The following is a 20,687-nucleotide window of genomic DNA, read 5'->3' as shown; positions in this document are numbered from 1 at the left end:
ATCGGAGCAGTGATGGTTCAGGCCACGAGCAGGCGGAGGCCGAGTTCTGCCGCGTCGAGATCGACGAGGTCGCGGTTGCGCTCGGCCCACCGGCCGGAGGACAGGTCGTCGCGGAGCCCGTCGACCGCCCGCTGTTCGGCCTCGGGCCCGACTCGGGTCCACACCGATATCGCGCGGCGCACATGGTCCTCCAGATACGCCTCGGGCCGTCGCCAGTAGGCCTCGAAGAAGCCGTCGGCGCAGTCCCACGGGATGAGCACCGGCTCCATGCGAGCCCCGATCGCGCTGGCCAGCCGGTCCACCGGAGGGCGTCCGCCGACGAGAGCGGCGACCTCGGGCAGGTAGTCGCGGGTGAGCCAGAACCGCTGCCGCCACCCGGCGTCACTGGCGTCGTGCGTGAACACCACCACCCGCCGGGCCACGCGCCGCATCTCGCGCAGCCCGGCGATCGGGTCCTGCCAGTGGTGCACGGTGCTGAAGGCCATCGCCGCGTCGAAGGACTGGTCCTCGAACGGAAGGCTCTCCGCGGCGGCGGCGACGCACGGTGCCGCCCCGACGGGGCGCTGCGCCCGCATCACCGCCGACGGTTCCACCGCGGTCACGTCACGGTCCGGGGGTTCGTAGGAGCCGGTGCCGGCGCCCACGTTCAGTACCGTCCGCGCGTCCCCGAGCGCGTCCCAGACCCTCGCGGCGATCCGCGGCTCGGTGCGTCGTGTCGCCGGGTAGGCGGACCCGATGGTGTCGTACAACTGCGCTCCGAATACTTGCAGTTGCTCCTCCGACGTGGTCCTGATCCCCATGGCCCGTGCCTCCAGTTCCTTGTCGATGGCCGTCACCATGGCGGCGGCGCTGTCGCGCTGTTCCAGCAGCAGGCCGCGCAGCCGGTGCAGGCGCGCGACCGCGTCGGTGTGCGGGTCGTCGACCAGATCCGCGATCTCGCGCAGCCCGAAACCCAGCCGCCGGTAGGCGAGGACCTCCCGCAGCCGCTCCACGTCGACCGCCGAGTAGGCCCGGTATCCGGCCGCGGTCCGCGCGGACGGCCGTACCAGGCCGATCTCGTCATAGTGATGCAGCGTGCGGACGCTCACTCCGGTCAGCTCCGCCACGCGTCCCACGGTCAGGTGTTCTTCCACGCCACCGAGCCTGCGGCATCACGCCACGTGAGGGTCAAGCGGTTCGCGCCGCCCCTTCACTCGGCGGCCGTCACCTCCACGGAGAGGTCGTTGTCCACCGTGTAGTACGGGCGCACGACGAGACCCCCGACCGTGGCGGACGGATACACGAAGATCTCCTTGCGGTCCGCCACGTCGTCGAGCAGCCGGCCGATACGGATGTAGGAGGTCCCGTCGGCGGATCGGGGCCGCACTCCGAGGTCCCAGACGCGGCTGCCCTCGACGGTCAGCTCGGCGATGTCCGCGGTGAAGGAGAACCGCCGGCCATCGCCCTCGACCTGCGGCCGGAGGGTCCGTACAGGGCCGTTGGCACCCCTCGCGCGCAGTCGTACGACAGCTTCCTCGGACAGGGTGGCTGCGCCGTGCAGCCGCGCCTTGAGGGTCAACGTCCCGTCCGTCACCTCGATGCCCTCGATCTCGGCGTGGCCGGCGCGCAGCCAGGTCCGTACCGCGAGATAGCCGTCCTTGGTGGTGTACGGGACGCGCACCGCCACCGGCGACGGCCGGTCACGGGTGTGTCCGTCGACCAGGGCCCGCAGGTCCCGCATGCCGGGGCGGAGGCGGAGGCGCGGCGCTCCCGGTTCGGGCAGCAGGTACACGTCCCATCGCCCCTCGGGGAGGGCCGGCTGCGGCTCCAGGACCGCGCGTCCCCCGCCGTCCGCCGCTTCGACGGACAGGACGTGGGAGGTCTTCTCGGGCTCGCCCTTCTTGGGGCGCAGCCGCACCAGCAGTTGCGCCGACGCGGGGTCCGACGCCTCAAGTGCGGGAAGGTGGAAGGTGATCCGGCCGTCGGCGTCCGCCGTGCAGTGGGCGCGCGGTGGGGTGTCCTGTGTCGTCGTGACCGGTGCCTGGCTCATCGCTGTCCCCTCCGTACGGCGCGCAGCGCGCTGCCTGCCGCGGCGTGGGCGGCGTCGCGGGCCGCGAAGCCCTGGCTGATCAGGGCCCGATGTATTCGGTCCCGTTCCGGTGCGACCGGCCGCCCCGCTCTTCTCGCCGACATCGCCTCGTCGATGAGGCGTTCGGCCTGCTCCACGACCGGGGCCGGGGCGAAGCGTCGCGCGTTCTCCCTGGCCGTACGGCCCATCCGTCGGCGCCGCTCGTCGTCGGCGACGAGTTCCAGCAGGGCCTCGCCCAGCGCGTCGCGGTCGCCGACCGGCACCAGGCGGCCGTCGACGCCGTCCTCGATGATCTCGCCGGGTCCGTAGGGGCAATCGGTGCTCACCACAGGGAGTCCGCAGCGCATCGCCTCGACGATGGTCATGCCGAACGGCTCGAAGTTGGACGCTGCGGCGCCGATGGAGCCCTTGACCCACTCCGCTTCCATGGGGGTGGCCGCGCCCATCAGGAAGACGTTGTCGTACAGGCCAAGGCTCTGGACGAGCTGACGCAGCCGGGCCTGCTCCTCGCCCTTTCCGTAGATGCGCAGCTGCCAGTCCGGGTGGGCGGCGGCCACTCGGGCGAATGCCTCGATGAGCAGGTCGTAACGTTTCACCGGAACCAGTCGGCCGGCCGCGACCACCACCTTCGCGCGGCCGTCGGCGGCAGGCAGCACCGGGTCGGGGACGCTGTTGGGAAGGGCCTTCACCCTGACGCCGGGCAGGCGCATCTTGCGCCGGTAGGCGGCGGCGTCCGCCTCCGTGACGGTGGTGAGCACGTCCAGCCGCCGGTAGGCCCGGCGCAGCGCGGTGCGCAGCGCCGGTGAGTGGTTGTCGAGGGTGAGGTGTTCCTGACCGATGCGGACGACATTCTCCGGGGCCTGAAAGGCCAGATGCACATTGAGCCCGGGGCGGGTGCCGATCACCACATCGGCGTCGGTCGCCTTCAGCCACTCGCCGATCCGCTGATCGGTCAACTCGCTGTACTGCTGGTAACGGTACTCGGCAGCCGGAAACACGCTCGCAGGTCTCAGATGAAGCGGATGTTCCTTTTCCTTCCGCAGATCCACCAGAGGCCGCAGGGAAACTCTGGGGTCCAGGGTGAAATTCGGGCGTTCCCGATGGCGTAACACCGAGACGATCTCCACGTCGTGCCGTGTGGCCAGCGCCTGGGCCAGGTTGAACGTCGTGGTGATCGTGCCTCCGATGCCGTAGGCGTTGTGAATCAGGAAAGAGATCTTCATGGCGGACTAGACCTCCTCAACCACCGGCCCGTTGCCTGCCGTTATCGCTTTGTTCCCTTTCCGGTCGATGTCACGGTCCGGGTACGCCTCGCGGATACTTCTGGCCCTGCAACCACCGTGGCCGAAAATGTGTCTCTGAGCGCAAAGCAAGGTCGGGGGATGAGATGAGCACATGGGAAGTGCCCGGATACAGCGAGTCACTCGAACTCGGTGCGGGAGCGAGCGGGCGCGTCGTCCTGGCCGTGCACGAGGAGACCGGTGTAGCGGTCGCGGTGAAGTACCTCAGCGAGTCACTGCGCACCCAGCCCGGCTTCGTGTACGACTTCCGGGCGGAGGCCCGGCTGCTCGGCGGGCTGGAGAGCCCGTACGTCACCGGCCTGTACGAGTACGTGGAGGGCCCGCAGGGCGCCGCCATCGTGATGGAGCTGGTGGACGGCGTCTCGCTGCGGACCATGCTGACCCGGCACGGCCCGCTCGACCCCGAGGCCGCGCTCGTCATCCTCAAGGGATCGCTGCTCGGCCTGGCCGACGCGCATCGCGTCGGTGTCGTCCACCGCGACTACAAGCCGGAGAACGTCCTGGTCGTGCCGGACGGTTCGTCCAAGCTCGTCGACTTCGGGATCGCGGTGGACTCCGGCACCACGGCCGGTGTGGCGGGGACCCCCTCGTACATGTCCCCGGAGCAGTGGACCGGCGCGCCCGCTTCACCGGCCACCGATGTGTACGCGGCCACGGCCACCTTCTTCGAGTGCCTGACGGGGCACAAGCCCTACTCGGGCGACAACTTCGCGGAACTGGCGTTGCAGCACGTCGAGGCGCCGGTCCCGGACGACGAGGCGCCCGAAGCGGTGCGCGCGCTCATCCGCCGCGGTCTGGCCAAGGACCCGGCGCAACGGCCTGCGCAGGCGGCGGAGTTCGTCACTGAGCTGGAGGCGGTCGCGGGCACCGCCTACGGGCCGGACTGGGAGGAGCGGGGCCGGGGCCGGCTCGCCGCGCTGGTGGCACTGCTGCCCCTGCTGCTGCCCTCGGCCCGCGGCACTCCTCGTACCACCACGGACCTCGCACGCACGGTCCTGCCCCAAGGTGCGGGCCCCGTCCCCGCCCGATCCTGGGTGCCCGGCCGTCCCGGAGTGCTGGTCTCGGTCGCGGCTGTCGTGCTCGGAGTGCTTCTGACGTACGGAATCCCGTTGAACGCGGGGACCGCGGCGCAGGAGGCGGCAGAGGCTCTGGCCACGACTAGCGCCGGGCCCGGCGCGGAACCGGCCGGGACCACGGCGCCGACCTCGTCGGCCTCCGCGTCCCCGACGTCCACCGCGTCGGAGAGCCCTTCGTCGTCGCCCGGTGAGGAGCCCACCGGCTCGGAGACACCGGGTGGCGCGGAGCCCTCCGCCTCGGCCGGGGGCACGGAGACGGCGACGCCCCCCGACGGCACTGGGAGCACGGCGACGCCGACGACCACCACCGCTCCCCCGTCGCCGGTCGCGCCCGCCGTCAAGGCCGTGACGGTGTCGGGGTTCAGCCAGACCGGGCCTACGACGGCCACCGCGACCCTCAACATCACCACGGACGGCACCGGGCCGATCTCCCTCACCGTCTCGTGGTACACGAGCAACGTCAGTGGGCAGCTCGGCGTCGCCGACGGTGCGCCACAGACGTTCACGCGCAGTGGGGCGACCACGTACTCGATCGCCGTCGACCACACGTTCCAGAACACCGGCTGCTACTGGTCGGTCTATGCCGCCACCAGCCCGACCGCCGCCGGCGGTGACGCCACTCAGCAGCTCCTGACCAGGCGGTGTGACATCCGATGACCGCTCAGAATGAGCACAGCCCCGGCTCCGGCTCCGGCTCTGGCTCTGGCTCCGACGAGGCCGAGGCCGAGGCCGAGTACAGCGCCACGGTGCTGGCCAGCCACTGGATCCAGAGACCGCCGCCCGAGAACACGCTCGTCGACGAGTCCCCGTCACCGGCGCCGTCGCCGCCTCCGCCCGACCGTGTCGACGGCACCCTCCTGCGCTTCGGTCCGGGCGTCACCGCCGCCGTCGCGCACCGGACGCTCCCCGTGGTGCCGACGCCCCCGGCACCGCCGCGTCGGCGCTGGCGCAGACACGCGCTGCCCGCCGTGGTGTTGATCTGCGTCCTCGCGTTCCTCGCCTGGCAGCGGCTCGGGCCGTCCGTCGAGGTCGACACGGTGACGGTCACGGCCCAGCCGCAGGTTCTGGGGTGCGACGGGACGGCGGACATCGTCGGCGTGGTCCGGACGAACGGCCAGCCCGGCACGCTGTCCTACCGCTGGACCAGGAGCGACGGCACCGCCTCCGGCGTCCTGCGCGAAGTGGTCGTCCGCGACCAGGAAGAGGCGAGACTCCACCTGAAGTGGACCTTCCAGGGCAAGGGGCAACGCACGGCGCTGGCCGAGCTCCACCTGCTCTCGCCGACCCGCGAAACGGTCACCGCTCGGTTCACCTACAACTGCTCCTGACGATTCATCAGGCACGGAACGGTCCGGTCGTGACAAACGCGGAAGGTCACAGTACCGACACACCCTGTACCGTTCGGCCACAACCAGCGCAATGATGCCCCTCCGCAACTGCACTCGAGGGGTACCATGCGCATCCGCACTGCCGCTGTCGCCGCCTTCGCGCTCGCCTGCGCGCTCACCGCCTGTTCCAGCAGCACCGACCAGCCCAGCTCCGAGTCGGAGACCACCGCGAGTGAGGTCTCCCAGGAGGACAAGGACGCCGCCGCGGCCGCCGCGGGCATCCCGCCGGAGCCGATCGGCGCCGACCGCCAGGACCTCCTCGACACCCTGGCGGACGCGGCACCGGACGTCGTGCGGTACGAGGACGAGGCGATCGACGCGGCCCGCAATCAGTGCTCGGCGATCAACGGGGGCGCGGGCATGCTCGACTACCTCGCCGCACAGCGGTTCACGTACAAGGACGTGACGACCACGGAGGAGCAGGCCGCGAGGATCAACGACGCGCTCAAGGCGTCGGGCTTCTGCAAACTCTGACGCGGCGTGCGACGGCGGCACATTCGGCCCGAACGGGCCGGCCCGGGGGATGCTTTCGGCCATCCCCGCCACGGGCGCTAGGCTTCGGCCGGCACGGACATGACGGGGGCGGAACGGATGAAGTCCGAGGAGACACCGCGGTGGGGCTCGGCCCTGGACGCGGTCGTGGTGTACGCGCAGGGCGCGATGTGCAGCCGTCTGACGAGCGGCTCCGTGCCGCCGCAGGGGCGAGTGCGGGTCACGGGGCTGCCGCGCTCGATCGACCCGGGCTCGCTGCGCGCCCGCGTGGTCGGAGACAGCGGTGTCCGGGTCACCGAGGTGCGGGTGGAGGTAGACGCCGAGCCGTCCGGCGCGGATTCCTCCGACGCGTTGCGGCAGGAGGTGGAGCGGCTGCGCGACGCCCATGACGCGGTGCGAGGGCGCCGCGACCGGCTGCTCGCCCGCATCAAGGAGATCACGGACCTGCGCCCGGTTCCGCCGCCGCGCAAGCGGGACGACCCGCACCGTCGCACTCCCGCCGAGGCGTGGCTGGCGCTCGCCGACTTCGTGGACGAACGGCTGACGACCCTGCACGGCCGCCTCGCCGAGCTGGAGGCGGAGGTGCGCCGCGCCGAGCACGAACTCACCGTCGCGGCCGACCGCTTGGCCCGGGGCACCACCGACAAGCCCTCCGCCCACGTGGCGACCACGGTCTGCGCGGTGCTGACCCTCGACGGATCCGGTGAGGTGGAACTGGAGCTGGAGTACGGCGTTCCGGGCGCCGTCTGGGTACCGGCGTACCGGCTGGCCTACCGGCAGAGCGCCGACTCCGGCAGCCTGGTGCTGCGTGCCTCGGTCGCGCAGCGCACCGGCGAGGACTGGACCGGGGTGCGCATCGCGCTGGCCACCGCCGATCTGCGGCGCCGCACCGACCTGCCGAAACTGCGCTCGCTGCGGATCGGCCGCCGTCAGCCCGTCGCCGCGCCGTCCGGCTGGCGGGAGCCTCCCGCGGGCCTGGGCGACCTGTTCACCGGGTACGACTCGGCGGGCCCGCGGCCCCGACCGCGATCCGGCGCCGTAGCGGCCGCCGCCGGGAGCGCGCCCCCGGCGGTCGTCGGCGGCCCCCTCCCTCCTCCCCCGGTCGCACCCTCGTACGGCGGAGCGCCCCCGCGGCCCGCCGAACCGGGCGGCCTCCCGCCGCAGTCGGCGGCGCCCGACCGCGCCATGCCCGCCTTCGCGCAGGCGCCGCCGCAGCCCGCCCGCGCCCGGACGGGCCGCGCCCCGGCCGCCCCTCCCCCCGCCATGCCACCGGCCCCCTCCGGCCCGATGGCCCCGCCTCCGCAGGCACCCCCCGCACCGGTGACCGGTCCGCCGCGGCCCTCCGGCGACGAACTCGACTACGCCGCGCTGTATCTCAGCGGCCCGGACGACCCCGCGAGCCGCAGGGGCCGCCTCTTCCCGGCCGCGCCGTCCGACCCGGTCGCGGCCGAACACCGCCGTCGTGCCGAGACGGTGGCCGCGCTGCCGCTGCCCGGGCATGCGGTGCGCCCTCGTGTGTCGGCGGGTTCCTTCGACCATCGCTATGACGCCGTCGCCCGCGCGGACATCCCCTCGGACGGCACCTGGCACACCGTCACCATCAGCGAGATCCCGGTCGGTCTGCGCACCGAGTACCTGTGCGTGCCGTCCGTGGAGCAGCGGGTGTACGGGACACTCGTGCTGTCCAACGCCACCGATCAGGCGCTGCTGGCCGGTCCGGTGGAGGTCACCGTCGACGACGACTTCCTGCTGACCGCCGCGCTGCCCACGCTCGCACCCGGCGGCGTCCGCCGGATGGGCCTCGGGCCCGCGGAGGGCGTCCAGGTCACCCGGCGTACGCACCTCAACGAGTCGACGGCGGGCCTGCGCAACAACGTCACCGTGCTGGACCACCGCGTACAGGTGGACCTGGCCAACCGGCTCGCCCGGCCCGTCTCCGTCGAGGTCCGCGAGCAGGTGCCGGTCACCTCCGATCAGGAGGTGCGGATCGACGAGCGGGCAGCCGACTGGACGGTTCCGGACGACGGCGCCGGACCCGATCACCATGCCCCGGGCACTCGCGTGTGGCGGGTCGAGCTGCCGCCCGGCGGCACCGCCGCCCTGCACGGCGGCTACGAAATCCGTATCCCGGCCGCGAAGGCCCTGGTCGGCGGCAACCGCAGGAGCTGACACACACCATGTCCACGGATCCGGAACTGATCCCCGCCCCCATCACCGCCGTCACCTGCCTGGAGGACCGCGCCCAGGTCGAACGCACCCTCACCCTGGATCTGCGGGCGGGCGTGCAACGGCTGCGCCTGGGACCGGTCAGCGCGCTGGCGGTCGACCGCACGCTGCACGCCGAGCTGACCGCCGACCATGAGGCGAGCGTTCTCGACGCCCGCATCGTGCGTGCCTGGACACCGCGCGGACCGCTGCCCACCGCCGACGACTCGGCGCTCCAGCTGCGGGTACACGCCCTGGAGGAAGAGCAGTTCGCGCTGGAGCAGCGGACCGACCGGCTGCGCACCCGCCTCGACGTGCTGGGCAAGCTCGCCACCGATCTGCTGCGCGAGATCGGCGAGGGAGCCGGTACGGGTGAGACGGAAACTGCCCGCTGGAGCGCGGAACTCGACCGCGTGGACGACGAACGCGACGCCCGCGGCGAGGAGTTGCGCACCACGCAGGCCCGGCTGACGGAGCTCGCCACCGAACTCCGGGAGACCGAGCACGCCGTCCATCTGTCCGAGCAGCGGCCCGCCGAGCTGCTCGGTCATGTCGAGCTGGCCGTCCGGTCCGACGTCGCGGGGCAGGCACGGCTGCGGCTGACCCACCTCGTCCCCTGCGCGCTGTGGCGCCCCGCCTACCGGGCCGTGCTCGACGGGGACACGGTGACGCTGGAGACGGACGCCATGGTGTGGCAGGGCACCGGCGAGGACTGGTCCGACGTGGCCCTGACGCTGTCCACGGCCCGCTCGGCCGCGGCCAACGAGCCGCCGCGCCTCGTCGAGGACCGGCTGACGCTGACCGACCGCTCCCCCGCCGAACGGCGCACGGTCGAGGTGGAGGTGCGCGAGCAGGAGATCGCCGACCTCGGCCCGGCCCCCGTGCTCGGCCTGCCCGGCGTGGACGACGGCGGTGAAACGAGGGTGCTGCGCTCTGCCGCGCCGGTCTCCGTCCCCGCCGACGGACGCGCCCACCGTGTGCCGCTCTCCTCCGCCGCCACGCCGGCGAGCAGCGAGTACGCCTGCTCCCCCGAACTGTCCCCGCTGGTCACCCAGGTGGTGCGGTTCGACAACTCCTCCGGGCACGCGCTGCTGGCCGGTCCCGTGGACCTGGTGCGCGGCAGCGGGTTCAGCGGCCGGGGCGCACTGGACTTCACCGCTCCCGGCGGGCCCGTCGAGCTCGCCTTCGGCAGCCACGACGACTACCGGGTGCTGCGGTACGCCGAGGAGTCCCGCGACACCGCCACCATGACCCAACGCACCACGGTGACCCACTCGGTGCGCCTGCACCTGTCCCGCTTCTCCGCTCCCGGGGCGCGGGGCGATCAGACGGTCGTGCTGCGGGAACGGATTCCGGTCTCCGAGGTCTCGGCGGTGGACGTACGCCTGCGCAAGGAGGACTGTTCCCCGCTCCCCGACACGGTGGACGACGAGGGCATCGCCCGCTGGGACATCGCCCTGCCGCCCGGCGGCCGCCGCACGGTCACCCTCGTGTACGAGATTTCCGCGAGCGGCAAGGTCAGTGGTGTGTGAGGACGGCAGCCGACGCGGTGCCGGAGCGCCTGCTCTTGTGGTGCTGGAGCCCCTGGACGGAGCGGCCGCGGTGCGGGCCGAGGACGCCTTCAGGCTGATCTACGCGGAGGCGTTCGCCGAGGCTCCGTACCACGAGACCGAGGACGACGTCGCGGCCGCCTTCCGGCGCTTCCCCGCACTGGCTCAACGGCCCGCCTTCCGCGCGGTGTTGGCCCGCACCGAGAGCGGCGGGCCGATCGGTATGGCGTACGGCTTCCCGCTCGGGCCCGACACGGTGTGGTGGGACGAACTGACCGAGCCCGTGCCCGACGACATGCGGCGCGAGGACGGGCGCCGGACTTTCGGGCTCATCGAACTCGCCGTGCGCGAAGCGTGGCGTGGGCAGGGGGTCGCGGGGCGTCTGCACCGGACGCTGCTCGAAGGCGTCGACGCCGAGCGGGTACTGCTTAACGTCCACCCGGCGAGCAAGGCACCGGCCGCTTACCGGGCGTGGGGGTACCGCAAGATCGGCGAGGCTCGGCTGTGGGGCGCGAGCGCGGACGTCCATGACGTGATGCTGCTCGATCTGCGCTGACGTCGATCTGCCCTGAGATCGATCTGCACCGGAGCGCTTTCGCAGCGCGCCCAGCATTGAGAAACTTTCTTTGCATAGATATCTTCTCATCGTGTCCGACCAACAACCCCGCGTGCTGTCCGACATCGACGCGCTCAAGGCCCTGGCTCACCCCCTGCGCCAACAGTTGCTGACCCGGCTCCAGCGGCACGGCCCGGCCACGTCCGCCGACCTGGCCGTCGAGTTCGACGAGGACCGCGGCGCCACCAGCTATCACCTGCGGCAACTGGCCCGGTTCGGGTTCATCGAGGAGGACTCGGCTCGTTCGTCCGGGCGCCGCAAGTACTGGAGAGCCGTACCGCAGGACGTACGGCTGCCTCGCCGCCCGGCGGATCCCGAAGTCGCCGCAGCCGCCGAGGAGATCGGGCGGCAGTGGATGGAGGGCGCCGACCGCGCTCTGACCTCGTACCTGACCGGCCGGGAGGCGTTCGGCGAGTTCGCCGCCGCGGCCATGCACTCCTTCGGCAGCACCACGCTCACCGCCGAGGAACTGGCCCGGTTCGGCGAGGAGTACATCGCCTTCCTCAACCGCTGGCACCGCGAGCCCGGGCAGGCATCCCACGGCAGCCGGCACGTCACCGTGGTGTTCCACGCGTTCCCCACCCCCGAGCAGGGGGACACGTCATGACCGACCCCGCCGCACGAGACACCGCCGAGCAGCCGTCGTTGTGGCGCAACCGCGACTTCCTCGCGCTGTGGAGCGGTCAGGTCGTGTCGACCCTGGGCGCCCAGATCAGCGGGACGGCGATGCCGCTGCTCGTGCTCGCGACGACGGGATCGCCCTCCGACGCCGGAATCGTGGGCGCCGCCGGCACCCTGCCGTACCTCATCGCGCATCTGCCCGCCGGACCGCTGGTGGACCGATGGAATCGCCGCAGAATCCTGCTGGTCAGCGAAGTCTGCGCGGGACTGGCCATATCCACCGTCCCGATCGCCCTGTGGGCGGGCACCCCCACGGTCGCGCACCTCGCCGTGGTCGCCTTCCTGCAGGGGCTGTGCTTCGTCTTCTTCGGGCTGGCCGAGCGCGCCGCCCTTCCCACCATCGTCCCGGCGGCGCTGCTGCCCACCGCGATAGCCCACAACGAGGCCCGCAGTCGCGGTGCGGCGCTGGCCGGGCCTCCCCTGGGCGGCCTGCTCTTCGGCGTCGGCCGCGCCGTACCGTTCCTCGTCGACGCGCTCTCCTACGCCGTGGCCGTAATCGGACTGCTGTTCCTGCGCGGCGAGTTGCGGAACCGGACGACGGCACCGGCGGAACCCCTGTGGCAGGCGGCGACCGCGGGTCTGCGCTGGATCTGGCGGCATCCCTTCATCCGAGCGGCGATGCTGCTGATCGCCATGAGCAACCTCGTCTTCCAGGCCCTGGTACTGATCATCGTGGTCCTCGCCCAGCACCACGGCGCCACGTCCACCACCATCGGCCTGATGCTCGGCATCTACAGCGGGGGCGGCCTGCTCGGCGCACTCGCGGCCGCCCGGCTCCATCGTCACTTCACCCCCAGAACCGTCATCATCGGCGTCAACTGGATCTGGGCCGCGCTGCTCCCCCTGTTCGCCCTCACCTCCAGCCCGCTGCTGATCGGGACCATCGGTGCCGCCTGTGCCTTCATCGGACCGCTGTGGAACGTGGTGATCATCAGCTACGGAACTCTGCTGGTCCCCAACGAGCTGCTGGGGCGCGTCATGAGCGCGGCCATGACCCTGTCCTGGGGCGTCATGCCCCTGGCCTCCCTGGGCGCCGGCTACCTCCTCACCGCGCTCGGCCCGGTCGGCTCCGTCGTCGTCCTGACCGCGATGATGCTCACAACCGCCGCGGTCGCCACGGCCAGCCCCGCCGTACGGCACGCCCCACCGCTCCCGACCTGACGGCGCTCCCGTCAGGCGTGCGGGCCCGTACTCCCGGGGTGGCTGCTCGGGCCACGGACCGCGTCCAGTACAGCTTGCCCCTGGTTGTCGACGAATTTGGTGAACAGTTGCTGGGAGTAGCCGAAGATGATCGCCCAGGCGATGATCTGGGCGGTGGAGTCGAGAGCGCTGAGCCCCGGGACGAAGCCGCCGCGCATGAGCAGCAGGCCGAGCCCCGCCGTCAGGGCCCCGGTCGGCAGCTTCAACAGGGCCAGTACGACCGGCACGTTGTACGGCAGTGCCGTCCCCCGGATCCGTCTCAGCGCTGCCGCGGAGGCGATGGCGGCGGACAGGACGCCCACGATCTCGATGATGAGATAGTCCTGGGCGCGCGCGGTGTCGGCGATCTGCTCCGCGGTGGGCGGCCCCTCGAAATCCTGGCTGAAGGACGGACAGACCACCTTGTACCGTCCGCCGCTGATCTCCGGGGTGAAGCAGAGCGGAATAGCGGTCTCCCAGATGCAGGACATCACCGCGACGCCGATGGCGGCGAGAAACAGGCCCACCGTCACCGACATCACGATCCCCACGAAACTGCGCACACGCAGTGTTTCCTTGCGGAGCAGTCGCCGGGCGTGGCTGACGGTCTCGGCGAGGAAGGCGCGTTCGCCCAGGCGCAATCCACGATTCTGGTCGTCGTGCTGGAGTCTGCGCGCGATCTCCGTCGCGCGAATGCGCCGTGGGTCCCTGGGAGCGAAATGCTCGTCGATGAGCGCCAGCATGTCGGGGAGCATCGCCTTGATGTCCTCGCCGGAGGCCATCCAGACCATGAGGTTCATGGCGGAATCGACGTGGGACTGCGCGACGCCCAGATGTGCGGCCCCCCGCATGCGTGGATGGGAGTCGTGTGCGAGCGCGGACTGGGCCTGTACGAGCTCGTGGCGTGCCTTGACGGCGTAGGACTCCGCCACGTCCGCACGCTCCTTGTCCGCCGACGCACGGACGGCCGCAGCGTCAAGGATCGCCTCCAGTTCGGCGATTCGTGCCCGCACCGCCTCCTTCTGCTCCCACGGCCCCATCTCGCCCCGCGAGGCACGAATGGGCGTCCTCGTGTCGTACCACGTCCGCACCCTGGTGAGCCATGGCTCCCTGTCGGGTCCGCCGCCCGTCGCATCGCTCATAAGGCCTCCCTCGCCGGCGTCACCACTTGACGTCATGGATTCGGCATCGGAGCGACGGACCGGCACGAGGGTTCGACCATTCGGTTCGCGGAATTCACCGGAGAAACGATCCTCACGCTGACTGGCGATGCGTCGGACCGGTCCGGCCATCGGCGGTACTCTCGCGAAATGCGACCTCTCCGGTATTCCATCAACGTCACCCTGGACGGATGCTGCGATCACCGTGAAATCACCCCGGACGAAGAAATGCACCGCCGCGCGGCCGAGAGTATCGGCCGGGCCGATGCCCTCCTCTTCGGCCGAGTGACGTACGAAATGATGGAGGAGGCCTGGCGGCCCCCGGCACCGGCGGGAGCGCGACCTGAGTGGATGGAACCCTTCGCCGCGACGATCGACGCGGCGAAGAAATACGTCGTGTCGAGCACCCTGGAACAGGTCGACTGGAACGCGGAACTCCTGCGCGGCGACCTGGGCGAAGCCGTTCAGCGGCTCAAGCAGGAGCCGGGCGAGGGCCTGTTCGTCGGCGGCGTGCAGCTCCCGCTGGCGCTGGCGGAGCTGGGCTTGATCGACGAGTACGAGTTCGTGGTCCATCCCAGGCTGGTGGGCCACGGTCCGACGTTGTTCGCGGGGCTGTCGCGGCGTGTCGACCTGAAGCTGGTGAGTCGGCTGGAGTACGGCTCGGGGGCGGTGGCGATGCGGTACGAACCGAGACGGTAGGCATCGGGTTTGCACCTCCGACTCGCCCCCGATTCACGGACGGCAGCCACCGGGGCACGCGGTCATCGGATCAGGGAGACGGCTGCCGCTTCTATGGGCTTGATGTCCGGATCAGCCGAGTCCGAGGTGTCGACTTCCACGACGCCGTCGAATCCGGCCGGTGGGGCGAAGATCGACGGCTTCATCTCGCCCCGCTGGAACTGGGCGGAGAGCTGTCGGTCGACGGCCCCGCCTTCGGCCGCGCGGGCCCGGAGGCGCTCACCGATGACCGACTCGCGTGCGACGACATGAACGGCGAGCATTCGGGCGTCGGATGCGCGTAGGGCGTCGAGCAGCTCGGACGACAGCACCGAGGACTCCACGACGAGGCTCACGCCCGAAGAGGCGAGCAGCCGCGCAGCGTTGACCATCACGTCCTCGGCGCGACGGCTCAACGGACCTCCGGCGACATGGAAGTCCGGGCCGAACTCGACACCGCCGTCCTCGGCGGCGGAGGCGGCGGACAGCCCAAGACCCCGTTTGATCTCATCCCTGGTCAGGAACAGCACACCGAGGTGACGCGCCGTGGCACGGGCGACCGTGGTCTTTCCGGCGCCCGGGGACCCGCACACCGCGACCACAACTGGCCCGACTTCGCCCCTGTGCCGTGTCATGCCTGTGTTTCCTCGGGGAAGCCCAACTCGTCGAGCAGCGTGCTGAAAAGGTCTTCTGCGAACGTCACGTGTGAGCGCAGCAGCCTTTCGATACCGGACACCTCTGAGGCGACCGGTATGCCGGCGGCCGCGGCCCAGGCCAGTGCGCCCTCGGCATCGGCTCGAACCTCCGCGTCGAGTTCCGCGCGCTTGCGGCTGACGGCGTCGTGGAACTCCGGCGTGTCCAGCCACAGCATCTGGTCTTCGAGGTCCTCGGGCTCCTCGGCCAGGACCCTGGCGGCGACGTCCAGGTTCAGCCATGCCTGCCAACGCCGTCCGGTGATGTCCACCCCGGTCACCAGGGCGAGGTCGCTGTCCGAGACGTCGGCGACGCAGGCGGGCGCGTTGCTCCAGGCGACCAGGGCGGGCAGGTCCTCGTCGTCCCACATCCCGTTCTCGAGCTGGAGCGTCTGCCAGCCGCCCGGCCGTGACTCCCAACGGTGCACGGTGGACTTGAGCTCAGCATCGATGCTGTCGAACACGGGGGCTTCCAGCAGCGGGGCGTCGCCGCGAGCGAAGACCAGGTGGCCCGAGAATCCCACGGCAATCCCTCCTTCGAGATCTTGGCCGCACCCTATGGGCTGCCACTGACATCGGGCGCAGTGGGCAGCTCGACGGTGACGCGGAGGCCGCCGGTGGGGCGTGGGGTGAGGGTGAGGGTTCCTTCGTGGGCGTGGGTGATGGTTTTGACGATGGCCAGGCCGAGGCCGATGCCCGCGTGATCGGTGTGGGCGCGTTCGGTGCCTCGTTGGAAGGGTTCGGTGAGGGTTGCGGCGAGCTGTGGGGCGACCTTCTCGCCGGTGTTCTCCACCGTGAGCGTCACCGTGTCGGCTCGGATGCCGGTGCTCACCCACACGGTGCCCTCTCCAGGCAGGTTGTGGATGATCGCGTTGTGCACGAGGTTCGTGGTCAGCTGAAGCAGCAGGGTCGGCGAGCCCGTCGTCGGGGTGACGTCGCCCCTCGTCTCGATGGTGACGCCGTTCTTCTCCGCGACGGGAAGGAGCGTTTCGGTGGCTTCTTCCGCCAGGAGGGACAGGTCGACGCGCTCTCGGGCGAAGGATCGCTGCTCTGCGCGGCTGACCAGGAGCAGTGCCTCGGTGAGGTCGATCGCTCGGGTGTTGACGGCGTGGAGGCGGTCGATGAGTTCGCCGGTGTCCTGGTCCGGGTCGGTGCGGGCCACGTCGAGAAGCGCCTTCGAAATGGCGAGCGGGGTGCGCAGCTCGTGGGAGGCGTTGGCGGCGAATCGCCTTTGCTCGGCGACGTGCGCTTCGAGCCGGGCGAGCATCGTGTCGAAGGCGTCGGCGAGTTCGCGGAACTCGTCCTTGCGGCCCGGCAGCCGGATTCGGTGCGCGAGAGAGCCGTTCGCCGCCATGCGGGTGGCGTCCGTGATGCGGGTCAGCGGGGCGAGCATCCGCCCGGCGAGAAACCAGCCTCCCAGGAGACCGAACAGCAGCAGGAACGCCAGTACGACGGCTGCCGCGGGGGCGAAGTTGCGCAGGAGGAGTTGGCGGTTGGGATTCTCGTACAGAAGTCGGCGGTCCCAGTCGTCGGGGACGTACTCCAGGAGGAACACCCAGACGGCCGCGAGCAGCAAGACGCCTGCGAGCATGAGGAACCCGGCGTAGCTGAGGGTCAGTTTGAGGCGAATGCTCATTCCGGGCGCCCTATCCACGGTCGCCTCCCTCCAGCCCGCTCTCGGACGGCGTGTCGATGCGGTAGCCGACGCCCGGCACCGTGGCGATCAGCCAGGGTTCGCCGAGCCGTTTGCGCAGGGCCGAGACGGTGATGCGTACGGCGTTGGTGAACGGGTCGGCGTTCTCGTCCCACGCGCGCGCCAGGAGCTCCTCGGCACTGACGACACCGCCCTCGGCGGCGACGAGGACCTCCAGGACGGCGAACTGCTTCCTGGTCAGCGCGACATAGCGGCCGTCCCGGTAGACCTCCCTGCGGAACGGGTCCAGCCGTAGACCCGCGAGTTCTCGCACGGGGGGTCTGTGGTGGGCCCGTCTGCGATCGAGGGCCCTGAGCCGGAGTGCGAGTTCCTGGAGTTCGAAGGGCTTCGTGAGGTAGTCGTCGGCGCCGAGTTCAAAGCCGGAGGTCTTGTCGTCGAGTCGGTCCGCCGCGGTGAGCATGAGGATCGGCATGCCACTGCCGGAGGCGACGATGCGTCTGGCGATCTCGTCACCGGAGGGTCCGGGGATGTCGCGGTCGAGGACGGCGATGTCGTAGGCGTTGATGCTCAGCAGTTCCAGTGCGGTGACGCCGTCACCTGCGATGTCCGCGGCGATCGCCGCCAGGCGCAGGCCGTCGCGGATGGCTTCCGCCAGAAAGGGTTCGTCCTCGACGATCAGCACACGCATGTCATCAAGGCTACGAGTCGGCACATATCGTCGGCGTATCGAAAACCGCAAACGTGTCGGCAACACCGCGCTGCCTTGACTGGCCGGCATGACTCGACCTCCACCGTTAACACGAACAGCACGAAAGGTGAGCCGTCGGAATCGCCGGCTCCTGGCTGTCGGCCTGGGCATCGTCGTCGCGGCGGTCATCGCGGCCCTCACCCACCAGACGCCGACGTCCTCGTCCTTCTCGGCCGTATCGCCCCAGAGACCGTCCTCGGGCGCGTCGCCGAACGGCTCTCCGGATGAGCTCCGTGATGCGCCCGGCGAGGCGGACGGTGTCGTTCCCGACGGAGTGACGGTCTTCGACGAGGCGATTCCGGCGGTGGCCAACCTCGATCCGGCGCTGCTCGACGCTCTCCACCGGGCCGCGACAGCCGCCGCGGACGACTGGGTCATGTTCTACGTCAACAGCGGCTGGCGTTCTCCGGAGTACCAGGAGCACCTGCTTCACGAGGCGATCGCCGAGTACGGGTCCGAGGGCGAGGCCGCCCGATGGGTGGCCACCGCGGAGACCTCACCGCACGTGTCGGGGGACGCCGTCGACCTCGGCCGCTCCGACGCGACGGCGTGGCTGTCCGAGCACGGCGCCGAGTACGGGCTGTGCCCGGTCTACCGGAACGAACCCTGGCACTACGAGCTGCGCACCGACGCGGTCGGTCGTGGCTGCCCGCCCATGTACGCCGACCCCACCCAGGACCCGAGGATGCGGCAGTGACCGGCAGTGAACGAGGACAGACGACGACGCAGGTGAACACGGACACGAACACGGACCCGGCCATGACCACGGCGACAGCGGAGACGGAGCAGCCCGAGACGGGCGGGCCGCATCGCGGCACCTGGCCGGGGATATGGCAACGCGGCCCGGTGCTCACCACGCTGGCGCTGCTGCTGGGTCTGCTCATGCTGCTGCACGCGTGGATCACGGACCGCGCCGGCCTCGGCAGTCTGGTGGAGAGCTTCCTGCCGTGGTTCGGCCTGTTCGTCCCGGTGCTGCTGGCCGGTGCGCTGTGGCGCCGCTCCGCCTCCGCGGTGGCCGCGCTGCTGCTGCCGGTCGTGGTGTGGCTGAACCAGTTCAGCGGGCTGCTCATCGACAAGTCCCAGCCGGGCAGCGACCTCACCGTGGTCAGCCACAACGTCGGCGACGGCAACCCCGACCCGCTCGGCACCGCCCGCGACCTGGCCGCCTCGGGGGCGGACGTCCTGGCCTTGGAGGAGATCACCCCGCAGGCGAAGCCGCTGTACGAGAAGGGGCTGGCGAAGGCGTATCCGCACCACACGGTGCAGGGCACGGTCGGGCTGTGGAGCAGGCTGCCGCTGTCGGACATCCGGCCGGTCGACATCCAGCAGGACGCCGGGCCGCTGGGCGACGCCAAGCCGGCCGACGTCAAGCTGGCCTACAACCGGGCCCTGCGCACCACGGTGGCCACGGATCAGGGGCCGCTCACCGTGTACGTGGCCCACCTCGGGTCCGTACGGGTGATGCCCAGGACCGGCTTCTGGACGGACAGCCGGGACCGCAACGCCACGGCGCTCGCCGAGGCCCTCGCCGCCGAACGCAGCGAGCGAGTGGTGCTGCTCGGCGACCTGAACGGCACCATGGACGACGGCGCGTTCGACGGCATCGCCGCGCAGCTGCGCTCGGCACAGGAGGAGGCCGGGGACGGCTTCGGCTTCAGCTGGCCGGCGCGGTTCCCGGTGGCGCGGATCGACCAGATCCTGGTCCGCGGCGTGGAGCCGAGGAGTTCGTGGGTGCTGCCGTCCACCGGCAGCGACCACCTGCCGGTGGCGGCCGGCATCAGCTGGTGAAGGCGGCACACAAGCGCCCGGAGGTCAGGCGTCGATGTCGAGCGCGGTGCCGTACAGCCGGTCCACCTTCAGCCGGATGACCACGCGGCGCTCGGCCACCAACTGCGCCAGGAACGCGGCCTCGTCCTCGGGCCGCGCGGCCGTCGGAATCATCCCGAGCAGTTCCCGCCCGACCTCGTCGCCCGGCACCGTCGTGGTCCCGGAGACCTCGGCGTCGCCCTCGGCCACGGCGAACGACCATACGTTGCCACCCTGCACATGCAGCGCCGCACGCGGATCGCGTCGCAGGTGCCCGACCTTGACCCGGTCGGCGGTCGTCGAGAACCGCACGATGCGGGCTTCGGGGTCCCAGCTGTACATCATGGTGGTCAGGTGGGGGTGGCCACTGCGCTTGACGCTGGCGAGCGTGCCGAACTGCTGTCGGCCGAGCAGGTCGGAGAGGGCTTCGTCGGAGAGTGAGCGGGGCGCCGCAGGTTTGGTCATGTGGTGATCAACGGCCTTGGTGGTGCGGCAATTCCCGCTCGGGCGCGGTCCAACTGGCCAGGACCTGGAGGGCCTCGGCGGTCTCGGAGCCCGGCTCGACGTTGTAGACGCACAGGGTCTGTTCCGCGTCGCCGGGGGCCTGGAAGGACTCGTAGGAGAAGTGCAGGTCGGCGACGAGGGGGTGGTGGTAGTGCTTGGCGCCGTGGGTGCGGCGCAGTACCCGGTGGTCGTTCCACCAGGTGGTGAACTCGGGGCACTGGAGAGTGAGTTCACCGACGAGGTCGGCGAGCTGCCGGTCGTGGGGGTAACGGCCCGCTTCGAAGCGGAGGATGGCGACCGTCTCCGCGGCGATCCGCTCCCAGTCCCCCACGCGCTCGCGGGCCACGGGGTCCAGCAGGTAGTAGCGGGCGAGGTTGCGGTGGGTGGCGGGCAGGGCGTCGAAGTCGGTGAGGACGGCTCTGGCGAGCTGGTTGGAGGCGAGGACGTCGGTGCGCCGGCCCAGGATGAAGGCGGGTACGTGGTTCAGGGTCTCCAGCATCAGGTGCAGGCCGGGCCGCACCCGCTGGGCCCTGGCCGGAGCGCGGCGTGCGGGCCGGGCGCCGGAGGCCAGCAGATCGGTGAGGTGTTCGCGTTCGGTCTCGTCCAGCCGCAGTACGCGGGCGACGGCGTCCACGACCTCGGTGGAGGGGTTGCGCGCCCGTCCCTGCTCCAGGCGCGTGTAGTACTCGGTGCTGACCCCGGCGAGGCGGGCGACCTCGTCCCGGCGCAGGCCGGGTACCCGGCGCACCCGCCCGTCGGAGGGCAGTCCGGCCTGCTCGGGGCTGACGTTCGCGCGTCGTGAGTGCAGGAAGCCGGAGATTTCGCTGGTGCGGTCCATGGCTCCAGTGTG

21 protein-coding genes are annotated in these 20,687 nt (G+C 71.1%); 11 read left to right on the top strand and 10 right to left on the bottom strand.

Features of this window, described 5'->3' with window-relative positions; all coding sequences use genetic code 11:
• Window positions 1-17: 17 nt before the first annotated feature.
• From STRCI_RS39050 to STRCI_RS39040, 3 genes are all read right to left on the bottom strand, one after another.
• Window positions 18-1,106, bottom strand: a complete 1,089-nt coding sequence (locus STRCI_RS39050) for a MerR family transcriptional regulator (RefSeq protein ID WP_269664758.1) — start codon at window positions 1,104-1,106, stop codon at window positions 18-20.
• A gap of 83 nt (window positions 1,107-1,189) precedes the next feature.
• The gene (locus STRCI_RS39045) at window positions 1,190-2,029 is read right to left on the bottom strand and encodes a transferase (protein ID WP_269663744.1); all 840 of its coding nucleotides are present in this window, start codon (window positions 2,027-2,029) and stop codon (window positions 1,190-1,192) included.
• Window positions 2,026-3,291, bottom strand: a complete 1,266-nt coding sequence (locus tag STRCI_RS39040) for a glycosyltransferase family 4 protein (RefSeq protein WP_269663743.1) — start codon at window positions 3,289-3,291, stop codon at window positions 2,026-2,028. Before STRCI_RS39040 ends, STRCI_RS39045 begins: the two co-directional genes overlap by 4 nt.
• A gap of 164 nt (window positions 3,292-3,455) precedes the next feature.
• On the opposite strand from STRCI_RS39040, the gene STRCI_RS39035 reads away from it, so the two are divergent.
• From STRCI_RS39035 to STRCI_RS39000, 8 genes are all read left to right on the top strand, one after another.
• Entirely contained in the window at window positions 3,456-5,102 is a 1,647-nt protein-coding gene (locus STRCI_RS39035; RefSeq protein WP_269663742.1) for a serine/threonine-protein kinase, read from the top strand.
• Window positions 5,099-5,773 (top strand): hypothetical protein, encoded by a 675-nt coding sequence (locus STRCI_RS39030; protein WP_269663741.1) that lies wholly within the window; start codon window positions 5,099-5,101, stop codon window positions 5,771-5,773. Before STRCI_RS39035 ends, STRCI_RS39030 begins: the two co-directional genes overlap by 4 nt.
• 126 nt (window positions 5,774-5,899) lie before the next feature.
• Entirely contained in the window at window positions 5,900-6,307 is a 408-nt protein-coding gene (locus STRCI_RS39025; RefSeq protein ID WP_269663740.1) for a hypothetical protein, read from the top strand.
• Between the two features lie 117 nt (window positions 6,308-6,424).
• Window positions 6,425-8,494 carry a DUF4139 domain-containing protein gene (locus tag STRCI_RS39020; RefSeq protein WP_269663739.1) on the top strand — a complete coding sequence of 690 codons (2,070 nt, stop codon included), beginning with the start codon at window positions 6,425-6,427 and terminating at the stop codon, window positions 8,492-8,494.
• Window positions 8,495-8,502: 8 nt separating this feature from the next.
• Entirely contained in the window at window positions 8,503-10,062 is a 1,560-nt protein-coding gene (locus STRCI_RS39015; RefSeq protein WP_269663738.1) for a mucoidy inhibitor MuiA family protein, read from the top strand.
• Between the two features lie 37 nt (window positions 10,063-10,099).
• Window positions 10,100-10,636, top strand: coding sequence for a GNAT family N-acetyltransferase (locus STRCI_RS39010; protein ID WP_269663737.1), 537 nt, complete (start codon window positions 10,100-10,102; stop codon window positions 10,634-10,636).
• A gap of 91 nt (window positions 10,637-10,727) precedes the next feature.
• Complete coding sequence (locus STRCI_RS39005) at window positions 10,728-11,303, top strand: ArsR/SmtB family transcription factor (RefSeq protein ID WP_269663736.1); 576 nt, start codon at window positions 10,728-10,730, stop codon at window positions 11,301-11,303.
• The gene (locus tag STRCI_RS39000) at window positions 11,300-12,538 is read left to right on the top strand and encodes an MFS transporter (protein WP_269663735.1); all 1,239 of its coding nucleotides are present in this window, start codon (window positions 11,300-11,302) and stop codon (window positions 12,536-12,538) included. Before STRCI_RS39005 ends, STRCI_RS39000 begins: the two co-directional genes overlap by 4 nt.
• Before the next feature lie 11 nt (window positions 12,539-12,549).
• On the opposite strand, the gene STRCI_RS38995 is transcribed toward STRCI_RS39000, so the two are convergent.
• Entirely contained in the window at window positions 12,550-13,698 is a 1,149-nt protein-coding gene (locus tag STRCI_RS38995; protein WP_269663734.1) for a hypothetical protein, read from the bottom strand.
• A gap of 168 nt (window positions 13,699-13,866) precedes the next feature.
• Between STRCI_RS38995 and STRCI_RS38990 the strand changes: the two genes are divergently transcribed.
• Complete coding sequence (locus STRCI_RS38990) at window positions 13,867-14,415, top strand: dihydrofolate reductase family protein (RefSeq protein ID WP_269663733.1); 549 nt, start codon at window positions 13,867-13,869, stop codon at window positions 14,413-14,415.
• Between the two features lie 62 nt (window positions 14,416-14,477).
• Here STRCI_RS38990 and STRCI_RS38985 read toward each other — a convergent pair whose 3' ends face one another.
• Genes STRCI_RS38985 through STRCI_RS38970 form a run of 4 tightly spaced genes read right to left on the bottom strand, consistent with a single transcriptional unit; the run spans window position 14,478 to window position 17,467 of the window.
• Window positions 14,478-15,068, bottom strand: a complete 591-nt coding sequence (locus tag STRCI_RS38985) for a P-loop nucleotide/nucleoside kinase family protein (protein WP_269663732.1) — start codon at window positions 15,066-15,068, stop codon at window positions 14,478-14,480.
• Window positions 15,065-15,649 (bottom strand): hypothetical protein, encoded by a 585-nt coding sequence (locus STRCI_RS38980; protein ID WP_269663731.1) that lies wholly within the window; start codon window positions 15,647-15,649, stop codon window positions 15,065-15,067. The genes STRCI_RS38985 and STRCI_RS38980 overlap by 4 nt, the downstream gene beginning before the upstream one ends.
• A 32-nt stretch (window positions 15,650-15,681) precedes the next feature.
• Window positions 15,682-16,761: a sensor histidine kinase gene (locus STRCI_RS38975; protein WP_269663730.1), complete on the bottom strand. Its 1,080-nt coding sequence runs from the start codon at window positions 16,759-16,761 to the stop codon at window positions 15,682-15,684.
• 10 nt (window positions 16,762-16,771) lie between these two features.
• The gene (locus STRCI_RS38970; RefSeq protein WP_269663729.1) at window positions 16,772-17,467 is read right to left on the bottom strand and encodes a response regulator transcription factor; all 696 of its coding nucleotides are present in this window, start codon (window positions 17,465-17,467) and stop codon (window positions 16,772-16,774) included.
• 88 nt (window positions 17,468-17,555) lie between these two features.
• Here STRCI_RS38970 and STRCI_RS38965 point away from each other — a divergent pair, with 88 nt between their 5' ends.
• Window positions 17,556-18,224 carry a M15 family metallopeptidase gene (locus STRCI_RS38965; protein ID WP_269663728.1) on the top strand — a complete coding sequence of 223 codons (669 nt, stop codon included), beginning with the start codon at window positions 17,556-17,558 and terminating at the stop codon, window positions 18,222-18,224.
• Window positions 18,225-18,286: 62 nt separating this feature from the next.
• Entirely contained in the window at window positions 18,287-19,315 is a 1,029-nt protein-coding gene (locus STRCI_RS38960; RefSeq protein ID WP_269663727.1) for an endonuclease/exonuclease/phosphatase family protein, read from the top strand.
• Window positions 19,316-19,339: 24 nt separating this feature from the next.
• Here the strand turns inward: STRCI_RS38960 and STRCI_RS38955 are convergent, their stop codons facing one another.
• Together STRCI_RS38955 and STRCI_RS38950 are read right to left on the bottom strand one after the other, a co-directional pair.
• Window positions 19,340-19,798: a TIGR03618 family F420-dependent PPOX class oxidoreductase gene (locus tag STRCI_RS38955; protein WP_269663726.1), complete on the bottom strand. Its 459-nt coding sequence runs from the start codon at window positions 19,796-19,798 to the stop codon at window positions 19,340-19,342.
• Between the two features lie 7 nt (window positions 19,799-19,805).
• Complete coding sequence (locus tag STRCI_RS38950; RefSeq protein ID WP_269663725.1) at window positions 19,806-20,675, bottom strand: helix-turn-helix transcriptional regulator; 870 nt, start codon at window positions 20,673-20,675, stop codon at window positions 19,806-19,808.
• Between the last annotated feature and the right edge of the window lie 12 nt (window positions 20,676-20,687).

Source organism: Streptomyces cinnabarinus (genome assembly GCF_027270315.1).
GTDB classification, from domain to species: Bacteria; Actinomycetota; Actinomycetes; order Streptomycetales; family Streptomycetaceae; genus Streptomyces; species Streptomyces cinnabarinus.
The sequence above is the reverse complement of the archived record's forward strand: the minus strand, read 5'-3'. Positions and strand labels throughout refer to the sequence as shown.

Coding starts and splice junctions, on each gene's coding strand:
- STRCI_RS38990 (WP_269663733.1), top strand. CDS start 13,867: ATGCGACCTCTCCGGTATTCCATCAACGTCACCCTGGACGGATGCTGC.
- STRCI_RS38965 (WP_269663728.1), top strand. CDS start 17,556: ATGACTCGACCTCCACCGTTAACACGAACAGCACGAAAGGTGAGCCGT.
- STRCI_RS39045 (WP_269663744.1), bottom strand. CDS start 2,029: ATGAGCCAGGCACCGGTCACGACGACACAGGACACCCCACCGCGCGCC.
- STRCI_RS39015 (WP_269663738.1), top strand. CDS start 8,503: ATGTCCACGGATCCGGAACTGATCCCCGCCCCCATCACCGCCGTCACC.
- STRCI_RS38960 (WP_269663727.1), top strand. CDS start 18,287: ATGACCACGGCGACAGCGGAGACGGAGCAGCCCGAGACGGGCGGGCCG.
- STRCI_RS38970 (WP_269663729.1), bottom strand. CDS start 17,467: ATGCGTGTGCTGATCGTCGAGGACGAACCCTTTCTGGCGGAAGCCATC.
- STRCI_RS39035 (WP_269663742.1), top strand. CDS start 3,456: ATGAGCACATGGGAAGTGCCCGGATACAGCGAGTCACTCGAACTCGGT.
- STRCI_RS38975 (WP_269663730.1), bottom strand. CDS start 16,761: ATGAGCATTCGCCTCAAACTGACCCTCAGCTACGCCGGGTTCCTCATG.
- STRCI_RS39040 (WP_269663743.1), bottom strand. CDS start 3,291: ATGAAGATCTCTTTCCTGATTCACAACGCCTACGGCATCGGAGGCACG.
- STRCI_RS39025 (WP_269663740.1), top strand. CDS start 5,900: ATGCGCATCCGCACTGCCGCTGTCGCCGCCTTCGCGCTCGCCTGCGCG.
- STRCI_RS39000 (WP_269663735.1), top strand. CDS start 11,300: ATGACCGACCCCGCCGCACGAGACACCGCCGAGCAGCCGTCGTTGTGG.
- STRCI_RS38950 (WP_269663725.1), bottom strand. CDS start 20,675: ATGGACCGCACCAGCGAAATCTCCGGCTTCCTGCACTCACGACGCGCG.
- STRCI_RS39020 (WP_269663739.1), top strand. CDS start 6,425: ATGAAGTCCGAGGAGACACCGCGGTGGGGCTCGGCCCTGGACGCGGTC.
- STRCI_RS39030 (WP_269663741.1), top strand. CDS start 5,099: ATGACCGCTCAGAATGAGCACAGCCCCGGCTCCGGCTCCGGCTCTGGC.
- STRCI_RS38985 (WP_269663732.1), bottom strand. CDS start 15,068: ATGACACGGCACAGGGGCGAAGTCGGGCCAGTTGTGGTCGCGGTGTGC.
- STRCI_RS38955 (WP_269663726.1), bottom strand. CDS start 19,798: ATGACCAAACCTGCGGCGCCCCGCTCACTCTCCGACGAAGCCCTCTCC.
- STRCI_RS38995 (WP_269663734.1), bottom strand. CDS start 13,698: ATGAGCGATGCGACGGGCGGCGGACCCGACAGGGAGCCATGGCTCACC.